Annotated in this window: 14 protein-coding genes; 6 read left to right on the forward strand and 8 right to left on the reverse strand. The window is 36.8% G+C overall.

What is annotated here, in order from left to right; all coding sequences use genetic code 11:
- Positions 1-726 precede the first annotated feature (726 nt).
- From ACFIKX_RS06620 to gyrB, 5 genes are all read right to left on the reverse strand, one after another.
- The gene (locus tag ACFIKX_RS06620; RefSeq protein ID WP_375612793.1) at positions 727-1,446 is read right to left on the reverse strand and encodes a sulfate transporter family protein; all 720 of its coding nucleotides are present in this window, start codon (positions 1,444-1,446) and stop codon (positions 727-729) included.
- Positions 1,447-3,334: 1,888 nt separating this feature from the next.
- Positions 3,335-4,756 (reverse strand): bifunctional phosphopantothenoylcysteine decarboxylase/phosphopantothenate--cysteine ligase CoaBC, encoded by a 1,422-nt coding sequence (coaBC, locus tag ACFIKX_RS06625; RefSeq protein ID WP_375628507.1) that lies wholly within the window; start codon positions 4,754-4,756, stop codon positions 3,335-3,337.
- A gap of 68 nt (positions 4,757-4,824) precedes the next feature.
- Positions 4,825-6,411: a 2-polyprenylphenol 6-hydroxylase gene (ubiB, locus tag ACFIKX_RS06630; protein ID WP_375628505.1), complete on the reverse strand. Its 1,587-nt coding sequence runs from the start codon at positions 6,409-6,411 to the stop codon at positions 4,825-4,827.
- Between the two features lie 2 nt (positions 6,412-6,413).
- Complete coding sequence (gene ubiE / locus ACFIKX_RS06635) at positions 6,414-7,196, reverse strand: bifunctional demethylmenaquinone methyltransferase/2-methoxy-6-polyprenyl-1,4-benzoquinol methylase UbiE (RefSeq protein WP_375628503.1); 783 nt, start codon at positions 7,194-7,196, stop codon at positions 6,414-6,416.
- Positions 7,197-7,314: 118 nt separating this feature from the next.
- Positions 7,315-9,747 carry a DNA topoisomerase (ATP-hydrolyzing) subunit B gene (gene gyrB, locus ACFIKX_RS06640; RefSeq protein ID WP_375628502.1) on the reverse strand — a complete coding sequence of 811 codons (2,433 nt, stop codon included), beginning with the start codon at positions 9,745-9,747 and terminating at the stop codon, positions 7,315-7,317.
- A gap of 1,280 nt (positions 9,748-11,027) precedes the next feature.
- Between gyrB and ACFIKX_RS06645 the strand changes: the two genes are divergently transcribed.
- The gene (locus tag ACFIKX_RS06645) at positions 11,028-11,909 is read left to right on the forward strand and encodes a transporter substrate-binding domain-containing protein (protein ID WP_375628626.1); all 882 of its coding nucleotides are present in this window, start codon (positions 11,028-11,030) and stop codon (positions 11,907-11,909) included.
- 10 nt (positions 11,910-11,919) lie between these two features.
- Here the strand turns inward: ACFIKX_RS06645 and ACFIKX_RS06650 are convergent, their stop codons facing one another.
- Complete coding sequence (locus tag ACFIKX_RS06650; protein WP_375612798.1) at positions 11,920-13,452, reverse strand: YifB family Mg chelatase-like AAA ATPase; 1,533 nt, start codon at positions 13,450-13,452, stop codon at positions 11,920-11,922.
- 409 nt (positions 13,453-13,861) lie between these two features.
- Here ACFIKX_RS06650 and ACFIKX_RS06655 point away from each other — a divergent pair, with 409 nt between their 5' ends.
- The 3 genes from ACFIKX_RS06655 (at position 13,862) to ACFIKX_RS06665 (ending at position 21,161) form a co-directional block, all read left to right on the forward strand.
- A complete protein-coding gene (locus ACFIKX_RS06655) occupies positions 13,862-15,826 on the forward strand; it encodes an autotransporter assembly complex family protein (RefSeq protein ID WP_375628501.1) in 1,965 nt (654 codons plus the stop codon).
- On the forward strand, positions 15,826-20,484 hold the full coding sequence (locus ACFIKX_RS06660; protein ID WP_375628500.1) for a translocation/assembly module TamB domain-containing protein: 4,659 nt from the start codon (positions 15,826-15,828) through the stop codon (positions 20,482-20,484). Before ACFIKX_RS06655 ends, ACFIKX_RS06660 begins: the two co-directional genes overlap by 1 nt.
- Positions 20,485-21,038: 554 nt before the next feature.
- Complete coding sequence (locus ACFIKX_RS06665) at positions 21,039-21,161, forward strand: hypothetical protein (protein WP_375611376.1); 123 nt, start codon at positions 21,039-21,041, stop codon at positions 21,159-21,161.
- A 761-nt stretch (positions 21,162-21,922) separates the two neighbouring features.
- Here ACFIKX_RS06665 and ACFIKX_RS06670 read toward each other — a convergent pair.
- Entirely contained in the window at positions 21,923-23,689 is a 1,767-nt protein-coding gene (locus tag ACFIKX_RS06670) for an ABC transporter ATP-binding protein (protein WP_375628498.1), read from the reverse strand.
- Between the two features lie 569 nt (positions 23,690-24,258).
- Positions 24,259-24,777: a translation initiation factor IF-3 gene (gene infC / locus ACFIKX_RS06675; RefSeq protein ID WP_026500140.1), complete on the reverse strand. Its 519-nt coding sequence runs from the start codon at positions 24,775-24,777 to the stop codon at positions 24,259-24,261.
- 196 nt (positions 24,778-24,973) lie between these two features.
- Between infC and ACFIKX_RS06680 the strand changes: the two genes are divergently transcribed.
- Positions 24,974-25,753, forward strand: coding sequence for an alpha/beta hydrolase (locus ACFIKX_RS06680; protein WP_375628495.1), 780 nt, complete (start codon positions 24,974-24,976; stop codon positions 25,751-25,753).
- 31 nt (positions 25,754-25,784) lie between these two features.
- The gene (locus tag ACFIKX_RS06685; protein ID WP_375611379.1) at positions 25,785-26,531 is read left to right on the forward strand and encodes a M48 family metallopeptidase; all 747 of its coding nucleotides are present in this window, start codon (positions 25,785-25,787) and stop codon (positions 26,529-26,531) included.
- Positions 26,532-26,694 lie beyond the last annotated feature (163 nt).

The following is a 26,694-nucleotide window of genomic DNA, read 5'->3' on the forward strand; positions in this document are numbered from 1 at the left end:
TTACTCCTTGCGATGGTTAACAAACGCCTTATTTTTTAATAAAAATGAATATCCAATTAATCATTCGTATCAACAGTTTTGAAGAAAAGAAACCTTATAGTATAAGGCGCTAACAAGGCTAAAATAATCCATTAAAGATAATGAATACAATAACGCTATATTAGCGAAATGCTAACATCAGAGCAAGATTTTTTTCAAAAGGTTTCTTTAAAGCGCACGCTTTTTACAATTAAAATAGAATACGCTCAAAATACCATTATATTACTCATTTACGTGCTTGTTTTACACAGATATCTTTCAATAATTTCCAAAACTCTCTTATGAAGAATATACACTCTCCATGAATGGTATAAAAGACATTATGCTATCCGTTTTTACTGAAATAGAAGGTACAAAGCGGCACCATCATACTCTTTTTCAGTTTTCAATGCGACGATAATGTTTGCATTAAGAGGATTCATATAAAGATATTTCACGCCTTTTTGAAAGTACTTTTATCCGCACACCACCTCCGTTTATGACATTTCAACAAACGATTTCAATTGATCCAATATGAATAGGATTAAAATGAGAAACCCTCATAATATTTAGGTTTTTCACTCATGTTGTGAAACGATAAGTTATCATTATAAATCAATATATTGCTTTAATAAAAGATAAAGCATAAAATTTTATATTATGCTTTCTTTGGCTGGCAAGTTTTATTAACCTTAAAGTCAAGGAACACTATTTTTGTGTAATGCGTGCTATGGTCTTTTGGGAAAGCATTTTGTGTAAATGTGTCATAAAGGCGGCGGCAAAAAGCGGTGTTGCTAGATTAATAATAGGAATCGAAACAAAAATCGCTATCAATAATCCTGCGCCAAAAACTGTTGTGTAATGAGTATGTAAAAAAGCACGCGCATTTTGCTCTGTTCGAAAACGGTAAGCCGCAAACAAGAAATATTCATGACCGAGCAAATAACCATTAATAAGATAAAAAGCAATTAAATTAATACCTGGTATGAAGAATAAAATAAAAGCAATTCCATTACCAAGAAGGCTTAAAATAACAAATTTAAAGGAAATGATAAGAGAACGCTGAAACGGCAAGGCTTGTCCAATAGGCTCGTTTGGGTAATCCTCCTTTTCAATGATTTCAGCAGCAGAGTCAATGAAAAAACCACCAATCATAGCTGTGATGGGTGCAATCAAAAAAGCCAACAAAAGAGCCAACCCAAGATTAAAGATGATAAGCATGCTAAAACCAATCCATCCCGCCCAACTAGGGAGTCCAGGAAGAAATTGAGCAATCCAGGGCCAAAAGTAAGACACAAAAAGTTGGTGCACACATAACCATAAAATGGTGAGAATGAAAAAAGTAACCCCCAATGCTTTCAGTATCATAATACGATATTGCGAGGTCAGAAGACGTTGTAAAGCACGATAAGCAGCAGTAAAAATCATAGATTAATAAACTAAGGAAAGAAGCAAAAAAAACAAGAAATATATTTAAAGTATGTACAGTGTAATTTTTTCTTTCTTTGAATTACAAGATTTTTTTCAAGAACATTATAAAAAACGGTTAAGGTTTCTTTGTTAAAAATAAAGTTTGAATAAATAGAAATTTTGATTTTTAAAAACAAAGAAGAATTTAAAAAGTAGCTGTTGTAGAAGAAATTTTTAGTATTTTTGTACATAGTGTAGATTATTGCGTTTATATGATATATGTAAAAAATTAAGGAATAAGAACTATTTGGGAGAAAAGTTGTTTACTTCTATTTATTCAGTAGAGTTATCTAACTTCGTTTATCTAAGTGCTTAATTGTTTTGCACAATTCCTAAAATTCTGTACTTTTCTACTATTTGGCGGCATGCTTTTGCCTCTCGCTTTCAAAAAAATATTGAGTTCAATGGAATAGGGGTAACGTAGTAGCTCCGTAGATATTCTAATTTTGGGCAACAGAATGATTAATATGATAGAAGTGGAAAAAATAAGCTTAGGCGATTGACTGTCAGATCCCATAGAAGAGCAGTTTTTTGAGAAGAAGCAAAGAAAGGGAGAAACCACGGATGCTTAAAAATGATGAGATTTTGAATTTTAAAAGCCATAAGTGCAATGAAGTAAGCATTCATTGAAGCACTTTTCATACAAGTGGTGCACTGTATCAAATAATTTTTAGATAATAACACCACTAATTTATCGAAGAGAATTGATCATTTTCAACTTGAATAAAATCCCAAATATAGAAATATTCTTTAATTTCAAAGACTCTATTCAACATCAAAAAATTATTTACGTACACATTATAGGCGAGACCAATGTATGGATACAAAGCTTTCGATAAAGGAATAAAAATGCTTCTCATGAAACATCACAATGTGAAGATATCATGGATAAAATTCTAGTCTTTGTGGTCTTGGTATTCTGGAGAGAGGACACAGACATTTAATCTTAAAGACCGATCACTGAGGAAAATAATAAAGGCTTCAGTTTCATAAACTTATAGACAGTGGTACAATGAATTTTGTCTACATTCTTTATGAGCGTCAGCATGAAGTATGCTTAAAATTGCATTGAGATGTTATAATATCATTGATTTATACATTATTTTTCATAGCGAATAAGAGCTCAAAATAAAGTTGTCATATTTTCTCATTAGCTGCTCTCATCATGAAACAATCAAAATCATTTATTTGCATATCATAAATATGACCAATATGTGGATAAAAACATTGAAGAAAGAAAATGCTTTTTATAAATTTTATCCATTACAAGAGCTTTGTCAAAATTGATGGTAGCCAAAGTGAATGATAGCTTGTTTTTTTATAAGCTGGCGAGACAGTGGTGCAATAGATCCTGCTTTTATGAAGGCTAGGGTGAGATAGGATTTTTTAAAAAAACATTTCCCAACGGCTCATCACACCCATTTCGCAACAGCGTTTGTGAATGGTATATGGGTAAAGCTCTCGTGAATAATATAAAACTTATAGGGCATCACTAACTTTACGCTTAATAAAAAGAGCACGTTGGCACCATCATCCTCAGTGTTGTCCGAGACAAGCCCTTGGTTCTTGAGACGGTCCATTATAAGCGCTTTTAGTTCTTTCTGAAACGTTTTGTATTCATACAGTTATCCTTGTTTACAACGTGCAAGAAAATGATTTTTATTGATTCAACATGAGAGAGATTAGGAATGAGAGAATCTTATGATATCTGGGATTCTAATTTAATATGAACAATGCGATATTATCATTATAAACCAGAAATATTATATACTAATTGAGATGGATAGACACATATTGTCAGTTCTATTTTATAAGGTGTTTTAATATCAACGCGTTTGAAGAGTTCTTATTTGCAAAGGGGTATATTTTCCTCATGAGGAGTAGGTGTTTTGGGGGCAAAAAATGATACAATCACGTTTGCTAATTTTTGCGCTACGTGTTGTTTACTCATATGGGGCCATTGTTCAACTTTTTTTCTACTTACGAGATAAACTTGATTTGTATCAGCACCCATGACACTTGTACCATCTAGTTGAAGAGAAATATCATTAGCAAGAATGAAATCAGCTCCTTTTTCAACACATTTTTTTTGCGCATTGGCAATGATATCACATGTTTCAGCAGCAAAACCAATGACCAATGAGGGGCGGTTTGGAGCGTGTCCAATCGTTGCTAAAATGTCAGGATTTTCAACCATATGAAGGGATGGTGGTATTTTATGAGCATTCTTTTTAATTTTGTGTAAAGACTGCGTTTGACTGCGCCAGTCACAAACAGCGGCAACAAAGATAGCACCATCAGCAGGCAATGCGGTTTGAACGGCTTGTAACATCTGTTGTGCTGTTTCAACATGAATGGTTTTTACTTCTTGTGGGTCTGCAAGATTAACAGGTCCACAAATAAGTGTTACTTTTGCACCCAAATGCGCAAGAGCGGTTGCGATGGCATGGCCTTGTTTACCTGAAGACCGATTAGCAATATAACGCACTGGATCAATTGGTTCATGGGTAGGGCCAGAGGTAACGATGAAATGGCGGCCAAAGAGAGGTTTTTCATGCACATTCAAAAGATTCTCTATAGCAGCGATAATAGTTAAAGGTTCGCTCATACGTCCATATCCAATCTCGTCACGTTCAGCCATCTTTCCGATTTCTGGTCCGATGATATGAACGCCATCTGCGTGCAATTGTGCAACATTACGAATAGTTGCTGGATGCACCCACATGGACGGATTCATGGCGGGTGCAATTAAGAGTGGACAGCGTGCCGCTAAAAGGACACAATCAGTCAGATCATCTCCTATGCCATTGGCTATTTTTGCAATGCGATTGGCTGTAGCAGGAGCTAAAATAATAAGGTCAGCATCACGTGCTAATCGGATATGTCCGATATCGTGTTCTTCTTCACGTGAAAATAAATCAGTATATACAGTACCACCGCTTAAAGCTTCAGCGGCTAAAGGCGTAATAAACTTTTGCGCTGCTTTTGTCATCACAACTTTTAAATGTGCTCCACGTTCTTGTAAACGGCGAATCAAATCAAGGGCTTTATAGGATGCAATACTTCCACCAATAATAAGAAGGAGAGATTTTGATTTCAATGATTTCACTTCAACAGCACTAGCATGAAGAGGTTGTGTGGTGAGAGGAGTGGGATTGCTTAAAAGGCGTCGGACTTCTTCTTCCATAGAAATACCATTTTGCGCGGCGCGTATGCGCAAAGCTTCTTTGGTTTCAGGAGACAGGTTACGAATGGTAATACTGGCCATAAAATACCTCCAAGAAACAAAATGATTGCAATGATTTCATTGTTGATATTTTTAGCATATTAAGGAGATTAGAAAAGATGAAAAAAGTAAAAAGTAAGAAAAGTGCAACAAAGTGCAATGATGAAAAGGCTATAACGACCATAACGGTTTCGATGACTTTGTTCCACAGCAAGTTGTTTGAGGGTAGTAGGAGAAAGATTAAAACCTGTTTTTCTCATTTGATTAAAATCTTCTTCTATCCGTTGGAAATTTTGAACCAATTGTGGTGTTTTGCGTGCCAGCGAAAGGAGAGCTTGTGCTCCTTCACTAAAGTCTTTTGCAACGCCTACGGGTCCTAAATTTTTACTAATCCATTCTTTGACAACGGGTTCAGAAGCTTTCCACATATTAAAAGTGGGGTCTAATGTGCGGGCAACGCCTTCCACAACAACCATCGTTTTTTGCAACAATAAAAGTTCAGGTCGCGTTTGCATGTCAAATAATTCAGTGACTTCAAACAATAAAGTGAGCAATTTAGCCATGGAAATGCTTTGTGCTGATTGTCCGTGAATTGGTTCGCCAATAGCGCGGTTGGCTTGCGCAAAGCTTTCGATATTATGGTGTGAAGGAACATAACCTGCCTCAAAATGGGCGCGTGCAACCCGATGGTAATCGCGGGTAATAAAGCCATAAAGAATTTCAGCAAGGAAATGCTTTTCTTTTTTGCCAAGCCTTCCTGTAATGCCTAGATCAACAGCAACAATACATCCTTTTTCATCTACAAATAAATTACCAGGATGCATATCGGCGTGAAAAAAACCATCACGCAGTGTATGACGAAGAAAAGATTGAATAAGCGTAATAGCAAGCGCCTTCAAATCAAATCCTGCTTCTTTGAGTTTGGAAATTTCGGATATTCTTATACCATCAATCCATTCCATTGTAAGAACATTACGTCCTGTCCGTTCCCAGTCAATACGTGGAACCCGAAAGCCTGTATCATGTTGAATATTTTCAGCCATTTCAGATATAGCTGCTGCTTCTAGGCGTAAATCCATTTCAAGCCGTGTTGTTTGTGCTAAAGTATCCACTACACAAACAGGACGAAGCCTTCGAGAGGCAGGGATATAGCGCTCTTGTAAATGAGCAATGAGATAGAATCCTCTAAGATCTTTAGAAAAACGTGCTCTGATATTGGGACGAATAACTTTTACAGCACATTTTGTCGTATGGCCAGTTTCATCACTGTATTCAGCTGGATGAACTTGAGCAATAGAAGCGGCGGCAATGGGGGGATAAAAATTTACGAATAAATCATCAATAGAGCGACCAAGAGAACTTTCAATTTGAGCAATAGCGGCGGTGCAAGAAAATGTTTGGACGCGATCTTGTAGCTGTGACAAATCTTCCGCAATATCACGGCCGACAATATCAGGCCTTGTTGCAAGAAATTGACCAAGTTTTATGTAAGAGGGTCCAAGCTTATTAATGGCATATGAAATATTTTCAGATCGCTGTTTCTTTTTTGTTTTGCGTCGTGCTAATGCACTCGCTATACGATGACATAGCGCTGGAAATCCTTGAAGACCATCATGAGGAAGAGCACTTAAAACACCTTCACGTGTTAAAACCCATCCTGCACGCATCAATTGAAAGTAAGGGGAAATTTGCACCATTTTTAAATTTTCCAACCTGAATGCAGCGCTGCAATCGCACCGGTGAGATTGCGGTACGATACCCGCGAAAACCCCGCATGCTTGATCATATGGGAAAAATCATCTTGCTTAGGAAATTTGCGGATAGATTCAACCAAATAACGATAAGCATCGCCATCATTTGCGATAAATTGACCCAGCTTAGGGATAGCATGGAAAGACCAAAGATCATAAATTTTATCGAGCCAAGGCATCTCGACATTTGAAAATTCTAAACATAAGAAACGTCCACCGGGCTTTAAAACACGAAAAGCTTCTCTAAGAGCTTGATCAATATGAGGAACATTGCGAATTCCAAAAGCAATCGTGTAAGCGTCAAAGCTTTGATCTTCAAAAGGTAGATTTTCTGCATTGGCTTCAACAAAATCAATCAGAGGGGCAAGACCATTTTTTTGTGCGCGTTTTTTGCCAACGCTGAGCATTGAGCCATTAATATCAAGCACTGTAGCATGGGCTTTTTGGCGTGAAGCATTAAGAATACGAAAAGCAATATCACCTGTACCGCCAGCGACATCAAGAACTTTCCAATGAGAAAGTGCTGGTGGGGAAAGCCAAGAAATCATGGAATTTTTCCACACACGGTGTAGCCCTAAGGATAAGATATCATTCATCTTGTCATAATTTTCAGCAACAGAATGAAACACACCATCCACCATGGATTGTTTTTGTGTTTCATCTACTCTTGTAAAACCAAAAGAGTGCTCCATGCCACCCTTGGTTCCTACACGTTCTGTTTCAATTGCCATGTATATGATCTTCCTTATTTTTCTTTTATCGTAAATGAAATAGAGAGGGAATGTTCAACTACGAAAAAACAACGTATAAAACTACGACGTTTACACAGCCAAAAACAGAAGAGTACCTTTAGATATCAAGATTGGCAACGCTTAAGGCATTGTCTTGAATAAAAATACGTCTAGGTTCAACTTCATCACCCATGAGACGAGAAAAGAGTAAATCTGCATCGGTTGCATCATTAATTTTTACTTGTAAAAGAGAACGTGCATTGGGATCAAGCGTTGTTTCCCAAAGTTGTTCAGCATTCATCTCCCCAAGACCTTTATAACGTTGAAGAGTAACACCTTTTTTACCGTTTGTAAAAATGCTCTCTAAAAGGCTCATAGGACCAAAAATACGCTCTGTTTTATCTTTGCGACGTAAAAGAACAGGAGGATGATATATGTCGATAAAATTTTGGGAAATGCGATCAATTTGGCGTGCGTCAGTTGAATTTATAAGTCCCACATCAAGCGTAACAACATCTTTAACACCACGCAAAATACGCTCAAAACATAAACTTCCATCTGCTGTATATTGTCCACTCCAACCTTGTTCCATATCATCAGCAATCAGATTAAGGCGGTGTGCTGTAGTATCTGCTATTTTTTGCGCTTTTTCTTGTGTTGCAAAGACTTCAAGATTAAAAGCGCCAGCAATTGCTGCTTGTTCAACAATATTACGGTCATAACGGGTATGAAGACCATTTAAAAGTTGACGTAATATACGAGCATCTTTAGCGAGTTGATACAAATCAGCCCCTGCACGAACTTCTCCCGTTGAAAGCTCAAGCGTTGTTTCTTCTAATCCAGTATCGATCAAGAATTCTTCAAATGCTGCTTCATTTTTAATATATTGGGAAGATTTTCCACGCGATACTTTATAAAGAGGAGGCTGAGCAATATAAAGATGTCCACGTTCAATCAACTCGGGCATTTGTCTAAAAAAGAAAGTGAGCAGCAGAGTACGAATATGGGCTCCATCAACGTCCGCATCCGTCATGATAATAATCTTATGATAACGTAATTTATCTGGTGAAAATTCATCCTTACCGATAGACGTTCCAAGAGCTGTAATAAGTGTTCCAATCATATCAGATGAGAGCATGCGGTCGAAACGTGCTCGTTCAACATTGAGGATTTTACCACGAAGGGGTAAAATTGCTTGATTTTGACGTGAGCGCCCACTTTTTGCTGAACCGCCAGCCGAATCCCCCTCGACAATAAAGATTTCTGATTTTGCGGGATCTCGTTCTTGGCAATCGGCAAGCTTTCCTGGTAGAGAAGTGATATCAAGCGCCCCTTTTCGTCTTGTGAGTTCACGTGCTTTGCGTGCTGCTTCACGTGCTGTTGCAGCTTCTACCACTTTACTAATGAGAAGTTTTGCTTCATGAGGATGTTCTTCCAGCCATATTGAAAGACCTTCATTGACCAAACTTTCAACAATAGGGCGCACTTCAGAAGAGACTAACTTATCCTTTGTTTGTGAAGAAAATTTTGGATCAGGAACTTTGACAGAAAGAATAGCTGTTAATCCTTCACGGCAGTCATCACCGGTTAAGTTCACTTTTTCTTTTTTAGCAATACCTGAAGATTCAGCATAGCCATTAATTTGGCGTGTAAGGGCACTTCTGAAACCTATCAAATGCGTTCCACCGTCACGCTGAGGGATATTATTGGTAAAACACAAGACCTTCTCATGATAGGAATCATTCCACCACAGGGCAACATCAACGCTCATACCATCCTTTTCACTTGCAATATAAATAGGAGCATCAAGCAGAGCTTTTTTTGATTGATCAATATATTTCACAAACTCTATTAATCCACCTTCATAATGCAATTCAACGGATTTAATATCAGCATGACGCTCGTCAACAAGAAGAATATAAACCCCAGAATTTAGAAAAGCTAATTCCCGTAAACGACGCTCTAAAGTTTCAAAATCAAACTCAACCATAGTAAAGGTTTCAGAGCTTGGTAAAAATCTAATTTCTGTTCCACTTTCTTGATCGCAATCGCCAACAACTTTTAATGGAGCATCAGCTACCCCGTGGGTAAATGATATTTCATGAATTTTACCATTGCGTTTGATTTGCAATTTAAGCCAAACGGATAATGCATTCACAACAGAGACGCCAACACCGTGTAATCCGCCTGAAACTTTATAAGAGTTTTGATCAAACTTTCCACCGGCATGAAGCTGTGTCATAATAACTTCAGCGGCAGAAATACCTTCTGTTGGATGGATATCTGTCGGAATTCCACGTCCATTATCACGAACAGAACAAGAACCATCAGCATGGAGTGTGACGTTTACAAGAGTTGCATGACCGGCTAAAGCTTCATCGATAGCATTGTCTACAACTTCATAGACCATATGGTGTAACCCCGATCCATCATCAGTGTCACCGATATACATACCAGGACGTTTGCGTACAGCATCAAGACCTTTGAGAACTTTGATAGAAGCGGCATCATAGTTATTGCTTTGTGCTGGTGAGGTTATTTCATCACTCATAAGTTAGTCCATTCCTGTGTTCAATTTACAATATTTTATCCGCTTTTTTTAAAGCTCAATGTTCTGATCAGTTATTTATGGAATAACCACATTAAATATTTACCGTATATCAGATCTAGATTCAATATCTGTCGATATATAATGGAGAGAATGATAAAATGATAGTGTACTGCTATGCTGTAAAACACTAGGGCGGTGATATAAGGCGAATAAACACTTATGACTTATACAAAAAGCTGTTTCATAAACGATGCTATTTACTTTTTTTATTTTTGCATATGCGTAATGTTTCAGAATTAGTTATGCATTTTTGTGTTACACTAATAAAGGTCTCACTTGTTTTATCCATAAATCAATTTTTCAATCCTAATTCTACCATATATTTAAAACAAAGGTTGCGAGCTCTCTAAGCAGTTCAAACTTTTGTATGTTAGATTGAGGCGAAAATATTGTGTATATTGGTTTGTGTCATCTTTAAAATGTGAAAAAAGCTTCATTTGAGGAAAATATAAATGCGTAAATGTAAAAACACGTTTCCACGATCATCTTTTATATTCAACTTTACAATTTAAAAAAACGTCTACGGTGATGTTTTTGAATAATGAGGGTAATGACGAATTATCTTACGCTTTTGTTTCTTGCATTCTCGTGAGGTTGCATCGCTCATTCAAAACAAAACGCCATTGTACTGTTTATTCACGCGCTTTTTTAAGGAGCATCTCTCAATGTTCCCAAACTCATTTTACAACGATGTTTGAATAGTATAACGCAAAATACCCTGTGAATACTACAAGATTTATGTCCCCCATCTTTCCCATCGTGACAATAAAGTGCAAATCAGAATCATCATTTTATTTTTCAGCTCTTAAATGTTGATGCAACCTTAATGTTGAGAAAACCCTCGGCATTTGAGGGGTATTTTTACTCTTTTCTTCAATATATCTATATACTTCCCAGGTTGTGATACGCAAGGAAATGGTCTTAATATTTTAAGGTACGCGGGATATTTTGATAAAATAAAGTGTACCACTAAAGTATATACAGCTTATTTCTTATATTAAAAAATTAAATCGCTTTTCTCTAAAATTACTTTTTATATATTCATTTTGGAAAATTAACATCAGAAATCTAAGCATTTTCAATGGTTTCAAAAATAGCAAGAATTTTATTTATTAAACGCCAGATATTTTGGTGAAGTGCGTTAGATAATAGTTTAGAAGTGTTGCATCTTAGTTTTGAAAAATGGGGGAGAGATTTTGAAAATAAAAAAATCTATATGTATGAAACATCTTCAATTGCGTTTACAGTACTTTTTATTCAATAATCCATACAATATTTTTATTCGTATTTTATTTGTAGCGGGGGGGGGTCTATTTTCCTCTTACGCAGAAGCTGAAAGGTTGCCTTCTTTTTTTGATTCGCATGAACATTTGGTACAACCTGATACAACGGATATCTTTCGTTTGCGTTTTGTAACAACTTTTGATTTTCCTCCTTTTAATTTTATTGATCAATCGGGGTATCTTGCAGGTTATAATATCGATTTATTGCGCGCTATTTGCTCAAAATTAAAATTAGAGAAGCTTTGTGAAATAGAAGTGATTCCTTGGAAAGAGCTTGTAGAACATGTTAAAAATGGTGGTGCAGAAGTCATTATTGCGGGTTTAAAAGAAACAAGTAAAACCCAGCAAGATCTTGTTTTTACAAAGTCATATTTGCGCTTTCCAGCGCGATTTGTTGCTTCTCGACGTTTAAATCTCGATGAGCCAATAAGCGATCAATTGATACATTTAACCAGTGGTGTTTTGTCTAAAAGTGTTCACGAAAAACTCTTTCAATATTATTTTCCTAAAGCCAAATGGCAAAGGTTTAAAAAGAGAGAAGAGCTCTATAAAGCATTACAAGAGCGTAAAATTGACCTTATTTTTGATGATGGATTTGCTTTATCATTATGGTTCAAAAAACAAAAATCTGTTGATTGCTGCCATTTTGTTGGGGGGGCATATATGGCGCCACAGTTATTGGGGCAAGGAATGCAGCTTGCTGTTGCAAAAAAGAATGAAAAATTGGTTGATATACTCAATTATGCGCTGAAATCTCTAGAAGAGGATGGTAAACTTACAGAACTTTATTTGCGTTATTTTCCAATAAGTTTTTATTGATGAGTAGTTTTTAATTAAGGGCTGTTAATCTTTCTGCGCCTAGTCGATAGGAAATAGCTTCTGCGAGATGATAGCGTGAAAGAGTATCTGATCCGTCAAGATCAGCAATTGTGCGTGCAACTTTGAGAATGCGATGATAAGCGCGTGCGGAGAGGTGCATTTTTTCACTCACATCTCGTAAGAGTATGGTCGCACTTTTATCAGGAATGGCAATCTGTTCTATAATTTTGGCAGGGCAATCGCCATTGGTACGAATATGATCAAACCCCATTGTTGAAAAACGTTTAGCTTGAATGGTACGGCACCGTGCGACGCGTTTGGCAACGTCGCAGCTTTTTTCTGATTGTTCTGGTTGCATAAGGTCCATAGCCGTCAAAGCAGGGACATCAATCCGTAAATCAATTCGGTCAAGCAGAGGACCAGAAATACGGGACTGATAATCGATTTGACAGCGTATCCCTTTAGGGCAAACATGGTCTTTTTCGCCTGCCATACCACAACGGCAAGGATTCATTGCGGCAATAAGTTGGAAGCGAGCAGGATAGCTAATATGGTGATTAGCGCGGGCGATAACTGACTCCCCACTTTCTAAAGGTTGACGAAGAGAATCAAGAACCCGTGGAGAAAATTCAGGCAATTCATCAAGGAATAACACACCATTATGAGCAAGGGAGACCTCTCCCGGTCGTCCTTTAAGCCCTCCACCAATCATTGCGGCCATGGAAGCAGAATGATGTGGGGAACGAAAGGGGCAATGAAGTGAAATGGTATTATGAACCGTTTCTCCTGTAATAGAAGCAATCAGAGAGACATCTAAAAGCTCACGGCTATCAAGAGGTGGCAAAATGGAAGGTAAGCGTTGCGCTAGCATAGATTTTCCAGCACCAGGGGGACCTACAAACAAAAGGTTATGGCGTCCAGCAGCACAAACTTCTAAGGCACGTTTGGCTGTTTTTTGTCCTTTGATTTCGCAAAGATCTGGAAGTTCAGTTTCGATAGTATATTGACGCGGTTGTGGACGTTTTTGAATTTGGGTTCCTTTGAAATGGTTGACTATAGTGAGCAGAGTCTCTGGGGCAAGAATATTTATTTCTGCATTTGCCCATGCTGCTTCAGGTCCACATTGGAAGGGACAAATCAGTCCTTTATCGAGTGATAAAGCTGTCATGGCAGCTGGTAAAACACCATTAACAGCGGTAAGTGAACCATCCAGTGATAATTCTCCTAAAATGACATAGTCTTGAGCTACTTCGGGAGGGAGGATTCCCATAGCAAGCATTAAGCCTACGGCGATTGGCAAATCATAATGCGATCCCTCTTTAGGCAAATCAGCTGGTGCAAGATTAATCGTAATTCGTTTAGTAGGCATAGAAAGTCCACAAGCGTGGAGGGCTGCTTGTACACGTTCACGGCTTTCTGCAACTGCTTTATCAGCTAATCCAACAATAGCCATTCCTATTTTACCAGACGAAATCATAACCTGTACATCGACAGGGACTGCTTCTAGACCGCGAAAAGCAACAGTTGTAATACGTGCGATCATTTATTTATTTTCCCCCTTTAGACTTGGTAGAGACAATCATATCTATTTATAAAAATCAAGAAGCATCTCTATAGCTTTTTTTATAGAGAGAACTATATACGTGGGCAGTTTTTTAGCATTCCCATGGAAAGTCATTTGTACAAATTTAACCATGATGATATGGGACGCAATAAAACATTTATAATAAGCTAAATAAATATGTTAAGAAAAAAAGAATGAGGCTGTTCGTGTTATACAACAGTGCAAAATTTTATGAAAATATAAGGGGAGGATAACGTTATGTATCGCAGAGTGTTATTTGATGTGATAAAACGTGTAAAATGTGCAAAGTAATTATATTTACCTTTCTTATTTTTATTATTATTTAAAGCGTAGTAGATGCAAAGTGTATTATAAGGTATCTGATTTTATGGTATACCAGACAAGAATTTTGTTAAAATCAGGGACTGTGCGCTGTGTATTTATAGGCTTGTGTTTTACTTTTTCTTTTCCACAGCCACTTGCTGCATTTGATTTTTTCGGCATCCCTTTTTTTGGTCAAAAGAAAACAAATTCTTCTTCACATTATACCAAAAGTACAGAGAAATTTTATAAAGTTGATGTTGTTGCACCGCCAGGTGCACCATTAGAAGGTATAAAAATAGTTAAATCTGTTTCTTCTCTTGTTGCTGATAAAGAGAAAGCATCCGCCAGTTCTTCTGGTTTGCTCGCCAAGGCGCGTTCAGATTATCGAGCAATTCTTTCTGCTCTTTATGCTGATGGACGCTATGGTGGTGTTATTAGTATTAAAATTAATGGCTTAGAAGTCGCTGATTTAAGTCCGGTAACTCAACTTCCAGCACAATCGAATATCGTTATTACAATTAATGCTGGTCCACAATATGTTTTTAGTATTGCCAATATTGATAAAGTAGCTCCGTTTGAAAAACGTAAAGCGCATAAAATGCCCACAATTGAAGAATTGGGCTATAAATTTGGGGCTATTGCTAAATCTGAAACCATTTTGAAAGCAGAAAAATGGGCGATAGAAGGATGGCGGCAACAAGGTTATGCGAAAGCTAAAATTATGAAGAGTGAAGTCGTGGCTGATCATGCTACATTGCGTGTTGAAGGACGGATTGTTGTTGGTCCTGGACAAAAGGCTTATTATGGTCCTTTAAGTGTGCGTAATATAAGTAAGAAACCACGTGTAGATTCAGCTTATATCGCGTGGATGACCGGATTGAAACCAGGGCAGATATACGATTCTGATGCGTTAGCTAAGGCAAATGAACGTCTTGCGCGCCTTGGTGTTTTTCGTGCTATCAATATACGTGAGGCTGATACTATTAATCTAGATGGTAGTTTACCGCTTGCACTTGTTGTACAAGAACGTAAACCGCGTCGTTTTGGTGTAGGCGGTAGCTATTCAACTTTAGACGGTGCTGGTTTTGAGACTTATTGGATGCATAATAATCTTTTGGGTCATGCAGAGACTCTTAAAATTGAAACAAAAATAAGTGGTGTTGGTAGCAATAAAAAGCAATCATATAATTTTAAAAATTTTGATTATCTTTTCGGTGGTACATTTGTAAAGCCCGGTGTACTCACGCCAGATACAGATTTCAGATCAGAATTAAAAATACAACAAGATGTTTTAGAAAATTATACGACAAAAGCCATCAAAGGAAAATTAGGTATTACGCATATTTTTAATGGTAATCTATCGGGACAGGCTGCTGTAGAAGTTTCAAATGGTTATTCACGTGATATCTATTTTGGGAGCCGTAATTTTACAACAATCGGTTTCCCTAGCGGCTTGATTTACGATAGTCGTAATAATAAGTTTAATGCAACAAAAGGTTTATATGGTGAAGTTTTCATTGAGCCTTTTTATGAGATGCGTTTTAGCAACTTTGTTGCAAAAGTAACAGCAGAAGGTCGTTCTTATTGGGCGTTGGATGAAGGGGATCGTTTTGTTGTTGCTGCGCGGGCAAAGCTTGGTACAATTCTTGGGAATGATACAGCACAAGTACCCGCAAATACGCTTTTTTTTGCTGGTGGTGGGGGCTCTGTTCGTGGTTATGCTTACCGTAATATTGGTATCAAAACAGAAAATGATGGGGTTGTTGGTGGACGGGCGCTTATTGAGGGGTCAGCAGAATTGCGTGTTTCTTTAAATGATAAAATAGGGTTTGTCAGTTTTCTTGATGGAGGTTTAGTAGGGAAAAAGGCGAATTTTGATTTTTCTCAAAAAATTAAATGGGGAGCCGGTATAGGAGGTCGTTATATGACGGGTCTTGGTCCTTTACGCGTTGATTTAGCCTTTCCTTTAAAGAGAGAGAAGGGTGACCCTCGCATTGGTTTTTATGTGGGTATAGGGCAAGCATTTTAATGAAAAAAGGTGTACGTTTATCAGCTTTCTTCTTTGTATTTTTGTTTTTTGGGGTGGGTAGTTTTGTTTTTGCGCAAAGAGGAGACATTCTTCCCTCTAGCGAAATGAAAACAGATGATCGCTCATGGTTTGTTTCTTTAATTGAACGAAAGCTTTCAGCGCCTAATCGTCAAGTTCGTTTACACAATATGCAAGGGACACTGTCTTCTCAAACATCAATTGATACTATTACTGTCAGTGATAAAAAAGGGGTTTGGCTTAAAATTACCAATGCTAAAATGGATTGGAATCGTCTAGCGTTGCTGAGAGGGCGGATGGATATTAACCAGCTTTCGGCAGAACAGGTTACATTTTTACGCAAACCGCAAGGCAATTCTTCTTTTGTTTCTTCCCTTGAGACTGGTAAATTCTCTTTACCAAAATTACCGCTTGCTCTTTCTATCAATACGCTTACAGCTCAACATGTGACATTTGAACAGAATCTTTTTGGTTTTTCTGCTGATATGTCCTTAAAAGGCAATTTCACCTTGGCTGGTGGTAATTTTGATGTCGATATAGCGGCGCATCGTTTAGATGCACCGGGTTCTTTTTCTGTTCTCACCAAGATATCTGATAGTAATCGTACAGCTCAAATTGATATTTCTGCTAACGAACCACAAAATGGTATTTTGGCGAATATTTTTAACATTGAACAACGTCCAGCATTAAGTCTCGTCGTGAAAGGTGATGGTACTTTTGATGATTTGGTTATCAAACTTTCTTTAGAGTCCGATCATCATTCTATTTTAGATGGTAATGTTATTCTTGCAAGTGTTCCAGAAGGACAGAGTTTTTCTACGAAATTAGAGGGAACACTGAGCCCTTTAATACCTGTTCAATATCGTAGTCTCTTCGAATCTGATATAACATTAAAAGCAAAGGCAAGAAGAACAAAAGAAGGTGTGACACACCTTGATCAGATGGTTATTCAGAACAAAGCAATGAATGTTATAGCCAATGCTGAAATAACCGCTGATGGATTCTTGCGACGGCTTTTTGTTGATGGCAAAATGGCTCTTGATAACGAAAAGGAGTCTATTCATTTACCTATATCAGAAGTGCCAAAACCTGCGAATACTCTTGCTTTGAACATTGACTATGGTCGCGAAGGTCAACAATCTTGGAATGGGCGGTTGGTTGTAAATCATTTAAGCAATAAAAATATTTATATTCGCGATGCAATTTTTGATATGGGAGGAGTAAGCGAAAATCTTGATAATGCAGCTTCTCGTCATGTTGGTGTTCAGGTTAAAGGGACGCTTCAAGGGGTTAAAAAGATTAAGGGAGCGTTAGTAGAAAATTTAAGCCAAGCGGTTCATGTGCATTTAGATACGGATATTGTTTCGAACAAACCAATTTTGATTCATGATCTGAGTGTTACGGCTCAGGGTTTTTCTTCTTGGTTAAAAGGGACAATGGAGAATTTTGTTTTTAAAGGCGATCTCGGTTTAAAAGCTCAAACATTAACTCCTTTGGAAGTGTTCAGTAAACAATCACTTTCTGGTAATGCAGATATTAAAGCCAAAGGAACGATCAGTTTATTGAGTGGCATTTTTGATCTCCAATTATCAGGAATGGCTGACGATATGAAAATAGGCGTGCAGTCTTTTGATCGTTTATTCAAAGGAAATACTACTCTTTCAGGTGGCACTGCTCGAAATACAAAGGGCTTCACTTTACGTCATTTTAATTTGAAAAATCAATATACAAATATAGAGGCTAATGGTTATTTTTCAGATGAAAGCGCTAAAATGGATCTATCTGCTCAAATATCTGATTTGTCCAAATTAGACTCAAAGATAAGCGGTGCACTTACAATTCAAAGTACGGCGAGAGGGCGCAATAGCCATATAAAACTAAATACACGTGCCCATATTTCTGAAGCATTAATTGTAGGGAAGAAACTTCAAAACACAACATTTAACATAGATGCATTTGTAGATAATACAGCACCAGTTACTTCTTTAACAGGGGTGGTAAAAGGTGAAGGAATTTTTGCTAAGAAACCTTTGCATTTATCGGCCTCTTTTGAAGATTCTCATAAAATTCGAAAACTTGAAAATATCGATATTAGAGGGGGAAGTGCAAAAATAACGGGTGATCTTTCTCAACAACTTGGCGGTTTTTTGAAAGGAGCGCTGCATATTGATGCCGATGATATTTCCGTACTTTCAGCGTTATTTTTGCAGGATGGTAGTGGAAAAGTAAAAGGAGATTTTATTTTTGATGAACAAAATGGCAGACAAAAAACCAATGTGAAGGCGCATGTTAACCATTTGAATTTTTCCAAGAATAAAATAAAAAAATTGGCAATAGATGCTGACATATTCGATCCTTTTGGCATGACTCAGTTTGAAGGAGTTATCAATGCAGAACATATTCAAACACCTTTGGTAATGGTCAATCGTTTAAATGCTCACGCTGATAGGAATAATGGACAAACGGTTTTTACTGTCCAGGCGATGTTGCATGATACTCTCAATGCAAGGCTTTCTGGTCGTTTAATGGTTGAGGAACTTCCAGAAAGTATAAAACGAGAAGTGCAAATTGAAGCTGTGGACTTAAAACAACATACTTTTCATGCAACATTGCCGAAGCCATCTATAATTTCTTTTGATAAAGATGGAATGACAATCAATGAATTAGGAATTGCAATAAATGGAGGCAACATCATTTTAGCAGGAAATATTCAAGATACCCTGAATTTACAACTTACAATGAATGCGCTTCCTGCTGCTTTAGTCAATCTGTGGAAATCCGATCTTGGAGCAGCAGGGAGTGTAACAGGGCAGGTTATGATTCGTGGTCATTTAAAAAAACCTGATATAACTTACGATATAAAAGGTGAGGGACTGACAACCGTTGCTTTTCAAGATAAAAAAATTATGCCTTTTTCTCTTTCTGCTACGGGAAATACTGTAGATCAAAATCTTACTTTGAATGCAAATTTAACAGGAGAAGGAGTACAAGCACAAGCTCAGGGGCGTGTATCTCTAGAGAAAAATGCGCTTGATCTTCATATTAATTTGCAAAATTTATCTGCACGTTTGGCGAATGGTTTTATTGCAGGACAAGCGCTTGATGGGACAGTGATAGGTAAAGTTGATATTGGTGGAACAATGAAGGATCCATCTGCTCATTTTGAGCTTTCTAGTCAAAATTTAACCGCTATGACGCATAAAGGACCGATGTCAATCAATATAAATGCTCGTGGTTCTTATAAAAAATCGACATTTCATATTGAAAATATGATAGCTACTGGAGATAAAGGATTAGATCTTTCCATCCATGGGCCTGTATCTCTTAATGGTTCAGAGGCAAAATTAAACGTTAAAGGGATAATGCCTCTTGATTTTGTTAATCTCTTATTAGCTAAGCGTGGTGCACATATAACGGGTACAGCAAGAATTGATACAGCTCTTAATGGGTCATTATCAAAGCCACAATTGATAGGAAATATTTCTATAGGCGACGGTAGCTTTTTTGATTCACAAACAAATGTAGGATTAAATAATATAACGATTGAAGGCAAATTGAAAGGTGATCATATCCTTATAGAAAAAGCTTCAGCTTCTTCGTTTGAGGGGGGAGGAATTTCTGCTTCAGGTCGTATCTCTAATGGTCTAGAGACAGATTTGATATTTCATCTTGATAATGCCAATTATAATGATGGTTCTATGATTCTGGCAACATTATCAGGTGAGATGACAATGACAGGTCATTTTTTAAATAGTCTTGTTCTTGGTGGTGATATCATCGTTGAAAAAGCTGAAGTTTTTGTTCCTGATCATTTTAAAAGTGCCAAGTTTCTTGATGTTAGAAATAAGAATTTAACTAAATCGATTCAAACAACACTTGAACGTGCTGATGTTAAGAACACGAACAAAAGCAAAAGCCGTATAGTTACACAAGAATCTTCATCTGTCGTGCTATCAAACATGCGTATTACAGCACGCAATCAATTTTTTGTACGCGGAAAAGGCTTAGATGCTGAACTGGGAGGACGCATTAATCTAGCAGGTCCATTGAATGATGTGCATCCAGTTGGTGAATTTAGAATGATTCGTGGACGTTTTGATATCCTGTCGCAACGTCTTAATTTTGATCAAGGACAAGCGAGTTTTAGTGGTAATCTTAATCCTACGGTTTATTTTGTAACCAACAATAACAGTGGTGATATTCGTGTCACTGTAACTGTAAGTGGGACGGTTGATAATCTTGATATTAATTTTTCATCACAACCAAATTTGCCTCAGGATGAGATTTTGGCGCGTTTGATTTTTAATCGCTCTCTTAATGAATTATCACCATTTCAGATTGCTCAACTTGCAGCAGCAGCGGCTGATCTTGCAGGTAGTTCTAATACATCTTTGTTGAATACTTTACGAACTAAAATTGGACTTGATGATCTTGATGTTATCGTTAATGAGAAGGGGAATACAGGCTTACGTATTGGACGCTACATACACAATAATATTTATTTGGGTTTTGAAGCAGGGTCTGATGGAACGACGAAAGGGACAATTAATTTAGATATTTCGCGTCATCTCAAAGCTAAAGGTGCCATAGGAAATGAACAAAATTCTAGTATAGGTCTCTTTTATGAAAGAGATTATTAAAGATTGAATTTACAAAAAACAATTTCTTCGTTTTTTGTCTCTCATTTCTAAATCTGAGGAAGGAGGCATAGACTAGAAATCCTATAAAAGAAGAAGCTTTTTGTTGAGGCGTGAAGAGATATATCTGAAATATTTGATTTTTGTTATGCTATTCTCTAAAGGGACAAAATCTTCACGAAAGATAGTATGTTATTTTGCTGCTATATATTTATTTTAGAGAAATACCTTACCTTGTTTTCAAGCCCATATCGTGCTGTTGCCTAAAGAATGGAGTGTGTGCAATATATTGATTTATAAAGATAATTTATTGTTATTCAACTTGAATTAGAACTTTGAATATCGTACGAATCTCTTTCGTATTGAATCAATCAAAATCATTCGGCTTGTATGCTACAAGCGGAGAATCCTGTGTGGATAAAACTATTAAGAAATAACTAAAAATGCCTCTTATGAATCATCTCGAGAGCTAAGAGCTGTCGCAACATTAGGGACTGGCAGAATAGTGTGAGTGGTGCCGGCTTGTTACTCCATAAGCGTAAAGATAGAGGGGGTTAATGGATTTATCGTTATACAATTCACGAATGTTATTGCGAATGGGCTTAGGGAAGACTTTGAGAGAGGTCTCTTTAAAACAAGTACGTGAATTTGCAACACAATGGCATTCTGTTTTTACGTGAAGGACATGATTCCATTAAAGAACGTGATAAACAAAAGCGTTAAGCGGAGAATTCATAAGATATCGATTTTATTGTCAAACGCATTTAAAGCAATATTTTTTAATAATAAAAATTACCTATTATTTTAGATTTTTGTTTATTGTGTCTTGAATGAGATCACTTTTCTTATAACGAATAGCTCCGCGAACAGAGTACTCCAAAATATAACATTATTGTATTGCAAGTTTATGTACTTGTTTTAAAGCAACATTTCTCAGTGTGCGCTTGAGTCTATTTCATAAGATTGCTTGTGAAATGGTATAAAGTACCTCTTATGAATGGTATAAAATCCACACTACCATTATTAATAAAGGTATAAGTATTTACTAAAGCTATAAGCCGGTATTATCATTCTATTTTTCAGCTTCTCATGTTGCTGACAATCTTTTCACTTGAAAGTGTAGAGTTATTTTATTGCTTATCTTAAGAGTTTTTATGCATATACCAATATCTCTTATGACGTACAACAAGCGCTTTTGATTGATTCATCATAAATATAAAGAAAATTTGCAATAAGCAAATTACATCTTATCTTTTGCATTCAACAAAACAACGAGTAAAGTTTTCATCTAAATCCAAGAATTTTATTTTCAATAAACCATAAATTCTTTACCAATTCTTGATTGAAGTAATGCTTTTTCTTGATAACAAGTCTTTTTTTATAAATGGAGCATTACCTTCTATCCATTTTTTATTTCAAATCTTATTTAAGGATCTAGAAATTAGGGGGTATGTTTTTTGAACTGGATATTATGAAGTTTTTTATAAAACCCATGTTCTTTTGCTAGCAATTCTTTTTGAGTACCTTGTTCAATCAGTTGTCCATTTTGTATGACCACAATTTTATGAGCACGAGCAATCGTTGAAAGGCGATGAGCAATAATGATCGTTGTGCGTCCTTTAGTAAGGTGGTGAATGGCTTCATTAATTTGTGCTTCGGTGTGTGAATCGAGCGCACTTGTTGCTTCATCAAGAATCAGAATTTCACTATCGTGAATCATTGCTCTAGCGATAGCGAGTCGTTGTTTTTGCCCCCCTGAAAGATTACAGCCATTATCACCTATCTGTGTATCATAACCATTTGGCAAACTCATAATAAAGTCATGAGCATTTGCTGCTTTTGCTGCTTCGATAATTTCGTCATCACTAGCCCCTTCTTTTCCAAGCCCGATATTATATTTAACAGTTCCTTGAAAGAGAAAAGTATCTTGTCCTACATAGGCCATCAGGTTTCTCAGAGAGCGAAATGTTGTGTAGCGAATGTCTTGATCATTAATCAATATGCGTCCTTTTGTGGGGTCATAGAGGCGCATAATAAGGTTGATAAGGGTTGATTTTCCCGAACCGGATGGTCCCACCAATGCTGTCATTTTTCCGGCTTCTATTTCTAGGTTGATGTCTTTCAATATCATTTTGTTATTAGTGTATGCAAAAGAAACATGTTCGAAACGAATAGTTCCTTGCGTTTTATTCAGATCTTTAGCTTCTTTATGTTCTACAACTGTAAGGGGACAATCGAGTATTTCAAACATCGTACGGATATTGACCAAGCCAGATTCAATTTTAACACGTACATTTGCTAGTCTTTTTGCGGGTTCATAAGCTAAAAGTAAAGCAACAATAAAGGACATAAATTCACCTTGAACACCTGCGCGTTGGGTTGCAAGATAACCGGAAAAACAAATAATACCTGCAATGGCAACACCCGTGAGTGTTTCCATAATTGGATTGGTAATAGCTTCGAGTGTTGCAATACTGTTTGTTTGTTTTTCAACATCACAAATGGCTTTGTCCATCCGTTTTTTCATGACTTCTTCTAGTGAAAAGGCCTTGATGATTCGAATACCAACAGCCGTTTCCTGTACGATTTTGATAATTTCACCAAGTGAAAGGAGCTCTTTTTCCATCAAGCTGCGAACGCGTTTTAAAGCCATTCGAACGCCTAAAAAAGCTAGTGGTCCTACGATTAAAGTAATGGAGATTAACACAAAGTTTTGAATGAACATGACAAGCAACAGACCACTAACGGAAAGCAAATCACGTACAAAAGTTGTGATAATAGTATCAATTATATTACGTACGGCTGTCGCGTTATGAGTTACACGAACAAGAAGATCAGATGAAGTGTTATTATGATAAAAAGAGACTCCTTGTTCCATAAGTCGTGCAAAAATTTTACGCTGTTGTTCAGCAATGATACTATTGCCTGCTTTGTTTAGAAAGTAAGTTTGGAAAAAAGTTGCAACTCCTTTGAGAATAAAGATAAAAGCAATGAAGCTAGAAATCAAAACAATCATAGGAAAATTTTGTGCATCAATAATCTGATTAACAACATCCCGCATAATCCATGCACTGGTTGCTGTGGTACAAGAAATGATGATCATTGAGAAGATAGCCGCACTGTACCAACGCATATGTTTACGAAAATTTTCTCGCAAAAGGCGGATAATAAGATGTTTGTCAAAAGAGGAAATTTGTTTTTTAGCCATGAAGAGCTTCTATATTCTCTCATTATTTTATGCAAGATTGAAACACTCTTAATTAAAAAGCCCCTTAATCTTTTTTACAAAAATAGCTTTTTCTTTCAAGGTTCATCACATCAATTTCACGACGGTGAGAGTGAAGAATGTAGTGCAAAATTTCTGTGAAAGGTATAACGAAAATTCGTTGTTCATCATTATTTTTAGTTTTCAATAAAAGGTACCGGCGAGTTTCTCTATTGTATTTACCAATTTCCATATTGTGATAGTCTTTGGCACTTGAAATGGTTCACAAAAAACATTTCTGCTTTTTTAATAATTTTATGTATCATCTCCATTTGTGATGTGTAAGCAAACAATTTTGCCGCATTGCATGATAAGAGAGATTGAAATAAGAAGACCTTACGATGTTTGAGCTTTCTCATTAATATGCAAAATAACGAATTCTTCTTATAAATTGATATTTATACACATTTATAAAACCTTAAAAGCACCACAAAAATTCTATGTGGTGCTTCTAAATAATACTATACACATCATTTTGATGCGTTGCATGCGAATATTATTCCAATGCAAAACTATTTAGGTGCTATCACCATCATCATTTGCCGGCCTTCAAGCTTTGGCTCCAATTCGATTTTGGCAATTTCACTTGTATCTTCTTTCACACGCTGAAGAAGCTTTAATCCAAGATCTTGGTGAGCCATCTCACGACCACGAAAACGCAAAGTAATCTTTACTTTATCACCATGATCAATAAAGCGATGAACAGCCTTGAGTTTAACTCCATAATCATGGACATCAACATTTGGGCGCATCTTAATCTCTTTGATTTCGATGACTTTTTGCTTCTTACGTGTTTCAGCAGCTTTTTTTTGGGTTTGATATTTTAATTTTCCCAAATCGATGATTTTACATACAGGTGGCTCCGCATTTGGTACAATTTCAACCAAATCAAGTCCCGCATCTGCAGCCATAGCAAGAGCTTCTTGTATCGCAACAACTCCCTGATGTTGTCCCTCATCATTGATAAGCTGAACATGAGGTACCCGAATATCCTGATTTGAACGTGGTCCGTCTTTTTGGGTAGGTGTCATTTTAAACGGTTTACGAATGGTTTATGCTCCTTAAATTTTGATTCAACTACAGTTAATTTAATATACAATTATGTACCTAAAAACAACTATAATTCGTGTTATTTTCATTATTTGATTTATTACTTTTTGGAATGATTTAGATTATAAAAGTTTTTCTCTTAATTTAAAGAAATTGTTTTATAGAGGATAAAAAATCATGGATCAAAATATTCCTTGTCAGTTTTTTTCATTTGAGAACACCGCACTTGCAGTACGCTATCGCAAGGGGCGCCAATCTCCAGGTTTGGTTTGGCTTCCTGGCTATCAATCCGATATGTTAGGAAGTAAGGCAACGTTAGTTGATCAGTTTGCTCAGAAGAATGATTTGTCTTGTTTACGTTTTGATTATTCTGGACATGGAGAATCTGAAGGTGATTTTTTTCAAGGAACAATTTCGCGTTGGGTTAAGGAAAGTTTAGCGACTTTTGAAACCTATTGTGAGGGTCCACAAATTTTGATTGGTTCCTCTATGGGGGGGTGGATTGCGCTAAGGCTTGCAATGATGCTAGCACAGAAAAATAAGAAGCTTGCTGGCATGATATTGATTGCTCCAGCACCTGATTTTACACAAACATTGGTGGAACCAAAATTAGGCCCAGAAGAATGGAAGATTTTGGAGGAGAAAGGCTATATTGAACGACCTGCAGTTGATGATACAGAGCCAATGCCCTTTACAAAAACATTGATTGAAGATGGGCGCGAAAATTGTGTTATGAAAGGATGCATTGATGTTGGATGTCCAGTCCATATTCTACAAGGGATGGAAGATGAAGATATCCCCTATCAGCATACATTGACTTTACTTGATCATTTACCTCTCCATGATGTAACATTGACACTTGTTCGTGATGCGGATCATCACTTTTCTCGTCCACAAGATTTAGATTGCCTTGAAACAGTATTGAGATCTTTTATTAATCAGATTAATGCAAAGTAAGGGGTACATTTATTGATGAAGATAAAAATATATGAGCATTTCTAAACAGCATTTTATTTTTTCTGAGCGCTCTGTACCTGTACGGGTGCGGGAAAATAAGTATGCGCGCCGTCTTACCTTACGTATTGATGCCAGAAGTCAGGAGATTTGTGTAACAACACCACCAGCAATAAATCTCTATGCGGTTGAAAATTTTATTGAAAAGCATCGATCTTGGATTGAGGCACGTCTTGCTCATGTACAAATCTCTCATAAAAATGCTTATCTCAAAGAGGGGGCGACAATTCCCTTATTGGGTGTTTCTCATACCATAAAGCATAGAGAGGGACGTGGGGTAACAGAAATCATTACAGCAGATGCGGAGCAAGGGCCTGAAATTATTGTTTATGGTCAATTAGAATATCTCCCAAGACGCATTGCTGACGTTTTGAAAAAACAAGCGGCGCTTATTATAACGCCTTTGGTGGCACATTATGCTCATCAGGTAGAGCGTAAAGTCAAATCCATTTGTTATAAAGATACGAGAAGTCGTTGGGGCTCTTGTTCAATCGATAAGCGTCTTTCTTTTTCTTGGCGCCTTATTATGGCACCAAAAGAAGTTGTTGAGTATGTTGTTGCCCATGAAGTTGCTCATCTTGTTGAAATGAATCATGGGCCAAGATTTTGGGCTCTTTGTGAAGAGCTATGTCCTGATAGTAAAACATATCGTGCTTGGTTGAAAGAAAATGCTCCTAGACTGCATGCAATTAATTTTGATTCATATAATTTAGAGGCGTAAAAAACTTTCAAATGAAGGCAATATTTAACGGAACTTTTTGTTGAGTGTTTTGTTGAGTGTGTGCTTGCTCATGTATAATGAGGAAGCCATTGAAGCTCTCAGCACGATTGTTCTCCCCTGCTTGGTTTGCTGAGTGTCTTCAATGTTTTGCTTTATCTTTTTT

Source organism: Bartonella sp. CM86QHHN, from assembly GCF_042194695.1.
Lineage (GTDB): Bacteria > Pseudomonadota > Alphaproteobacteria > Rhizobiales > Rhizobiaceae > Bartonella.

Bases quoted from the DNA above. Each gene is read 5' to 3' on its own strand.
- coaBC (WP_375628507.1), bottom strand. From the start codon at position 4,756: ATGGCCAGTATTACCATTCGTAACCTGTCTCCTGAAACCAAAGAAGCT.
- ACFIKX_RS06655 (WP_375628501.1), top strand. From the start codon at position 13,862: ATGGTATACCAGACAAGAATTTTGTTAAAATCAGGGACTGTGCGCTGT.
- ACFIKX_RS06685 (WP_375611379.1), top strand. From the start codon at position 25,785: ATGAGCATTTCTAAACAGCATTTTATTTTTTCTGAGCGCTCTGTACCT.
- ubiE (WP_375628503.1), bottom strand. From the start codon at position 7,196: ATGGCAATTGAAACAGAACGTGTAGGAACCAAGGGTGGCATGGAGCAC.
- gyrB (WP_375628502.1), bottom strand. From the start codon at position 9,747: ATGAGTGATGAAATAACCTCACCAGCACAAAGCAATAACTATGATGCC.
- ACFIKX_RS06665 (WP_375611376.1), top strand. From the start codon at position 21,039: ATGGATTTATCGTTATACAATTCACGAATGTTATTGCGAATGGGCTTA.
- ACFIKX_RS06680 (WP_375628495.1), top strand. From the start codon at position 24,974: ATGGATCAAAATATTCCTTGTCAGTTTTTTTCATTTGAGAACACCGCA.
- ACFIKX_RS06650 (WP_375612798.1), bottom strand. From the start codon at position 13,452: ATGATCGCACGTATTACAACTGTTGCTTTTCGCGGTCTAGAAGCAGTC.
- ACFIKX_RS06670 (WP_375628498.1), bottom strand. From the start codon at position 23,689: ATGGCTAAAAAACAAATTTCCTCTTTTGACAAACATCTTATTATCCGC.
- infC (WP_026500140.1), bottom strand. From the start codon at position 24,777: ATGACACCTACCCAAAAAGACGGACCACGTTCAAATCAGGATATTCGG.
- ACFIKX_RS06645 (WP_375628626.1), top strand. From the start codon at position 11,028: ATGAAACATCTTCAATTGCGTTTACAGTACTTTTTATTCAATAATCCA.
- ubiB (WP_375628505.1), bottom strand. From the start codon at position 6,411: ATGGTGCAAATTTCCCCTTACTTTCAATTGATGCGTGCAGGATGGGTT.
- ACFIKX_RS06620 (WP_375612793.1), bottom strand. From the start codon at position 1,446: ATGATTTTTACTGCTGCTTATCGTGCTTTACAACGTCTTCTGACCTCG.
- ACFIKX_RS06660 (WP_375628500.1), top strand. From the start codon at position 15,826: ATGAAAAAAGGTGTACGTTTATCAGCTTTCTTCTTTGTATTTTTGTTT.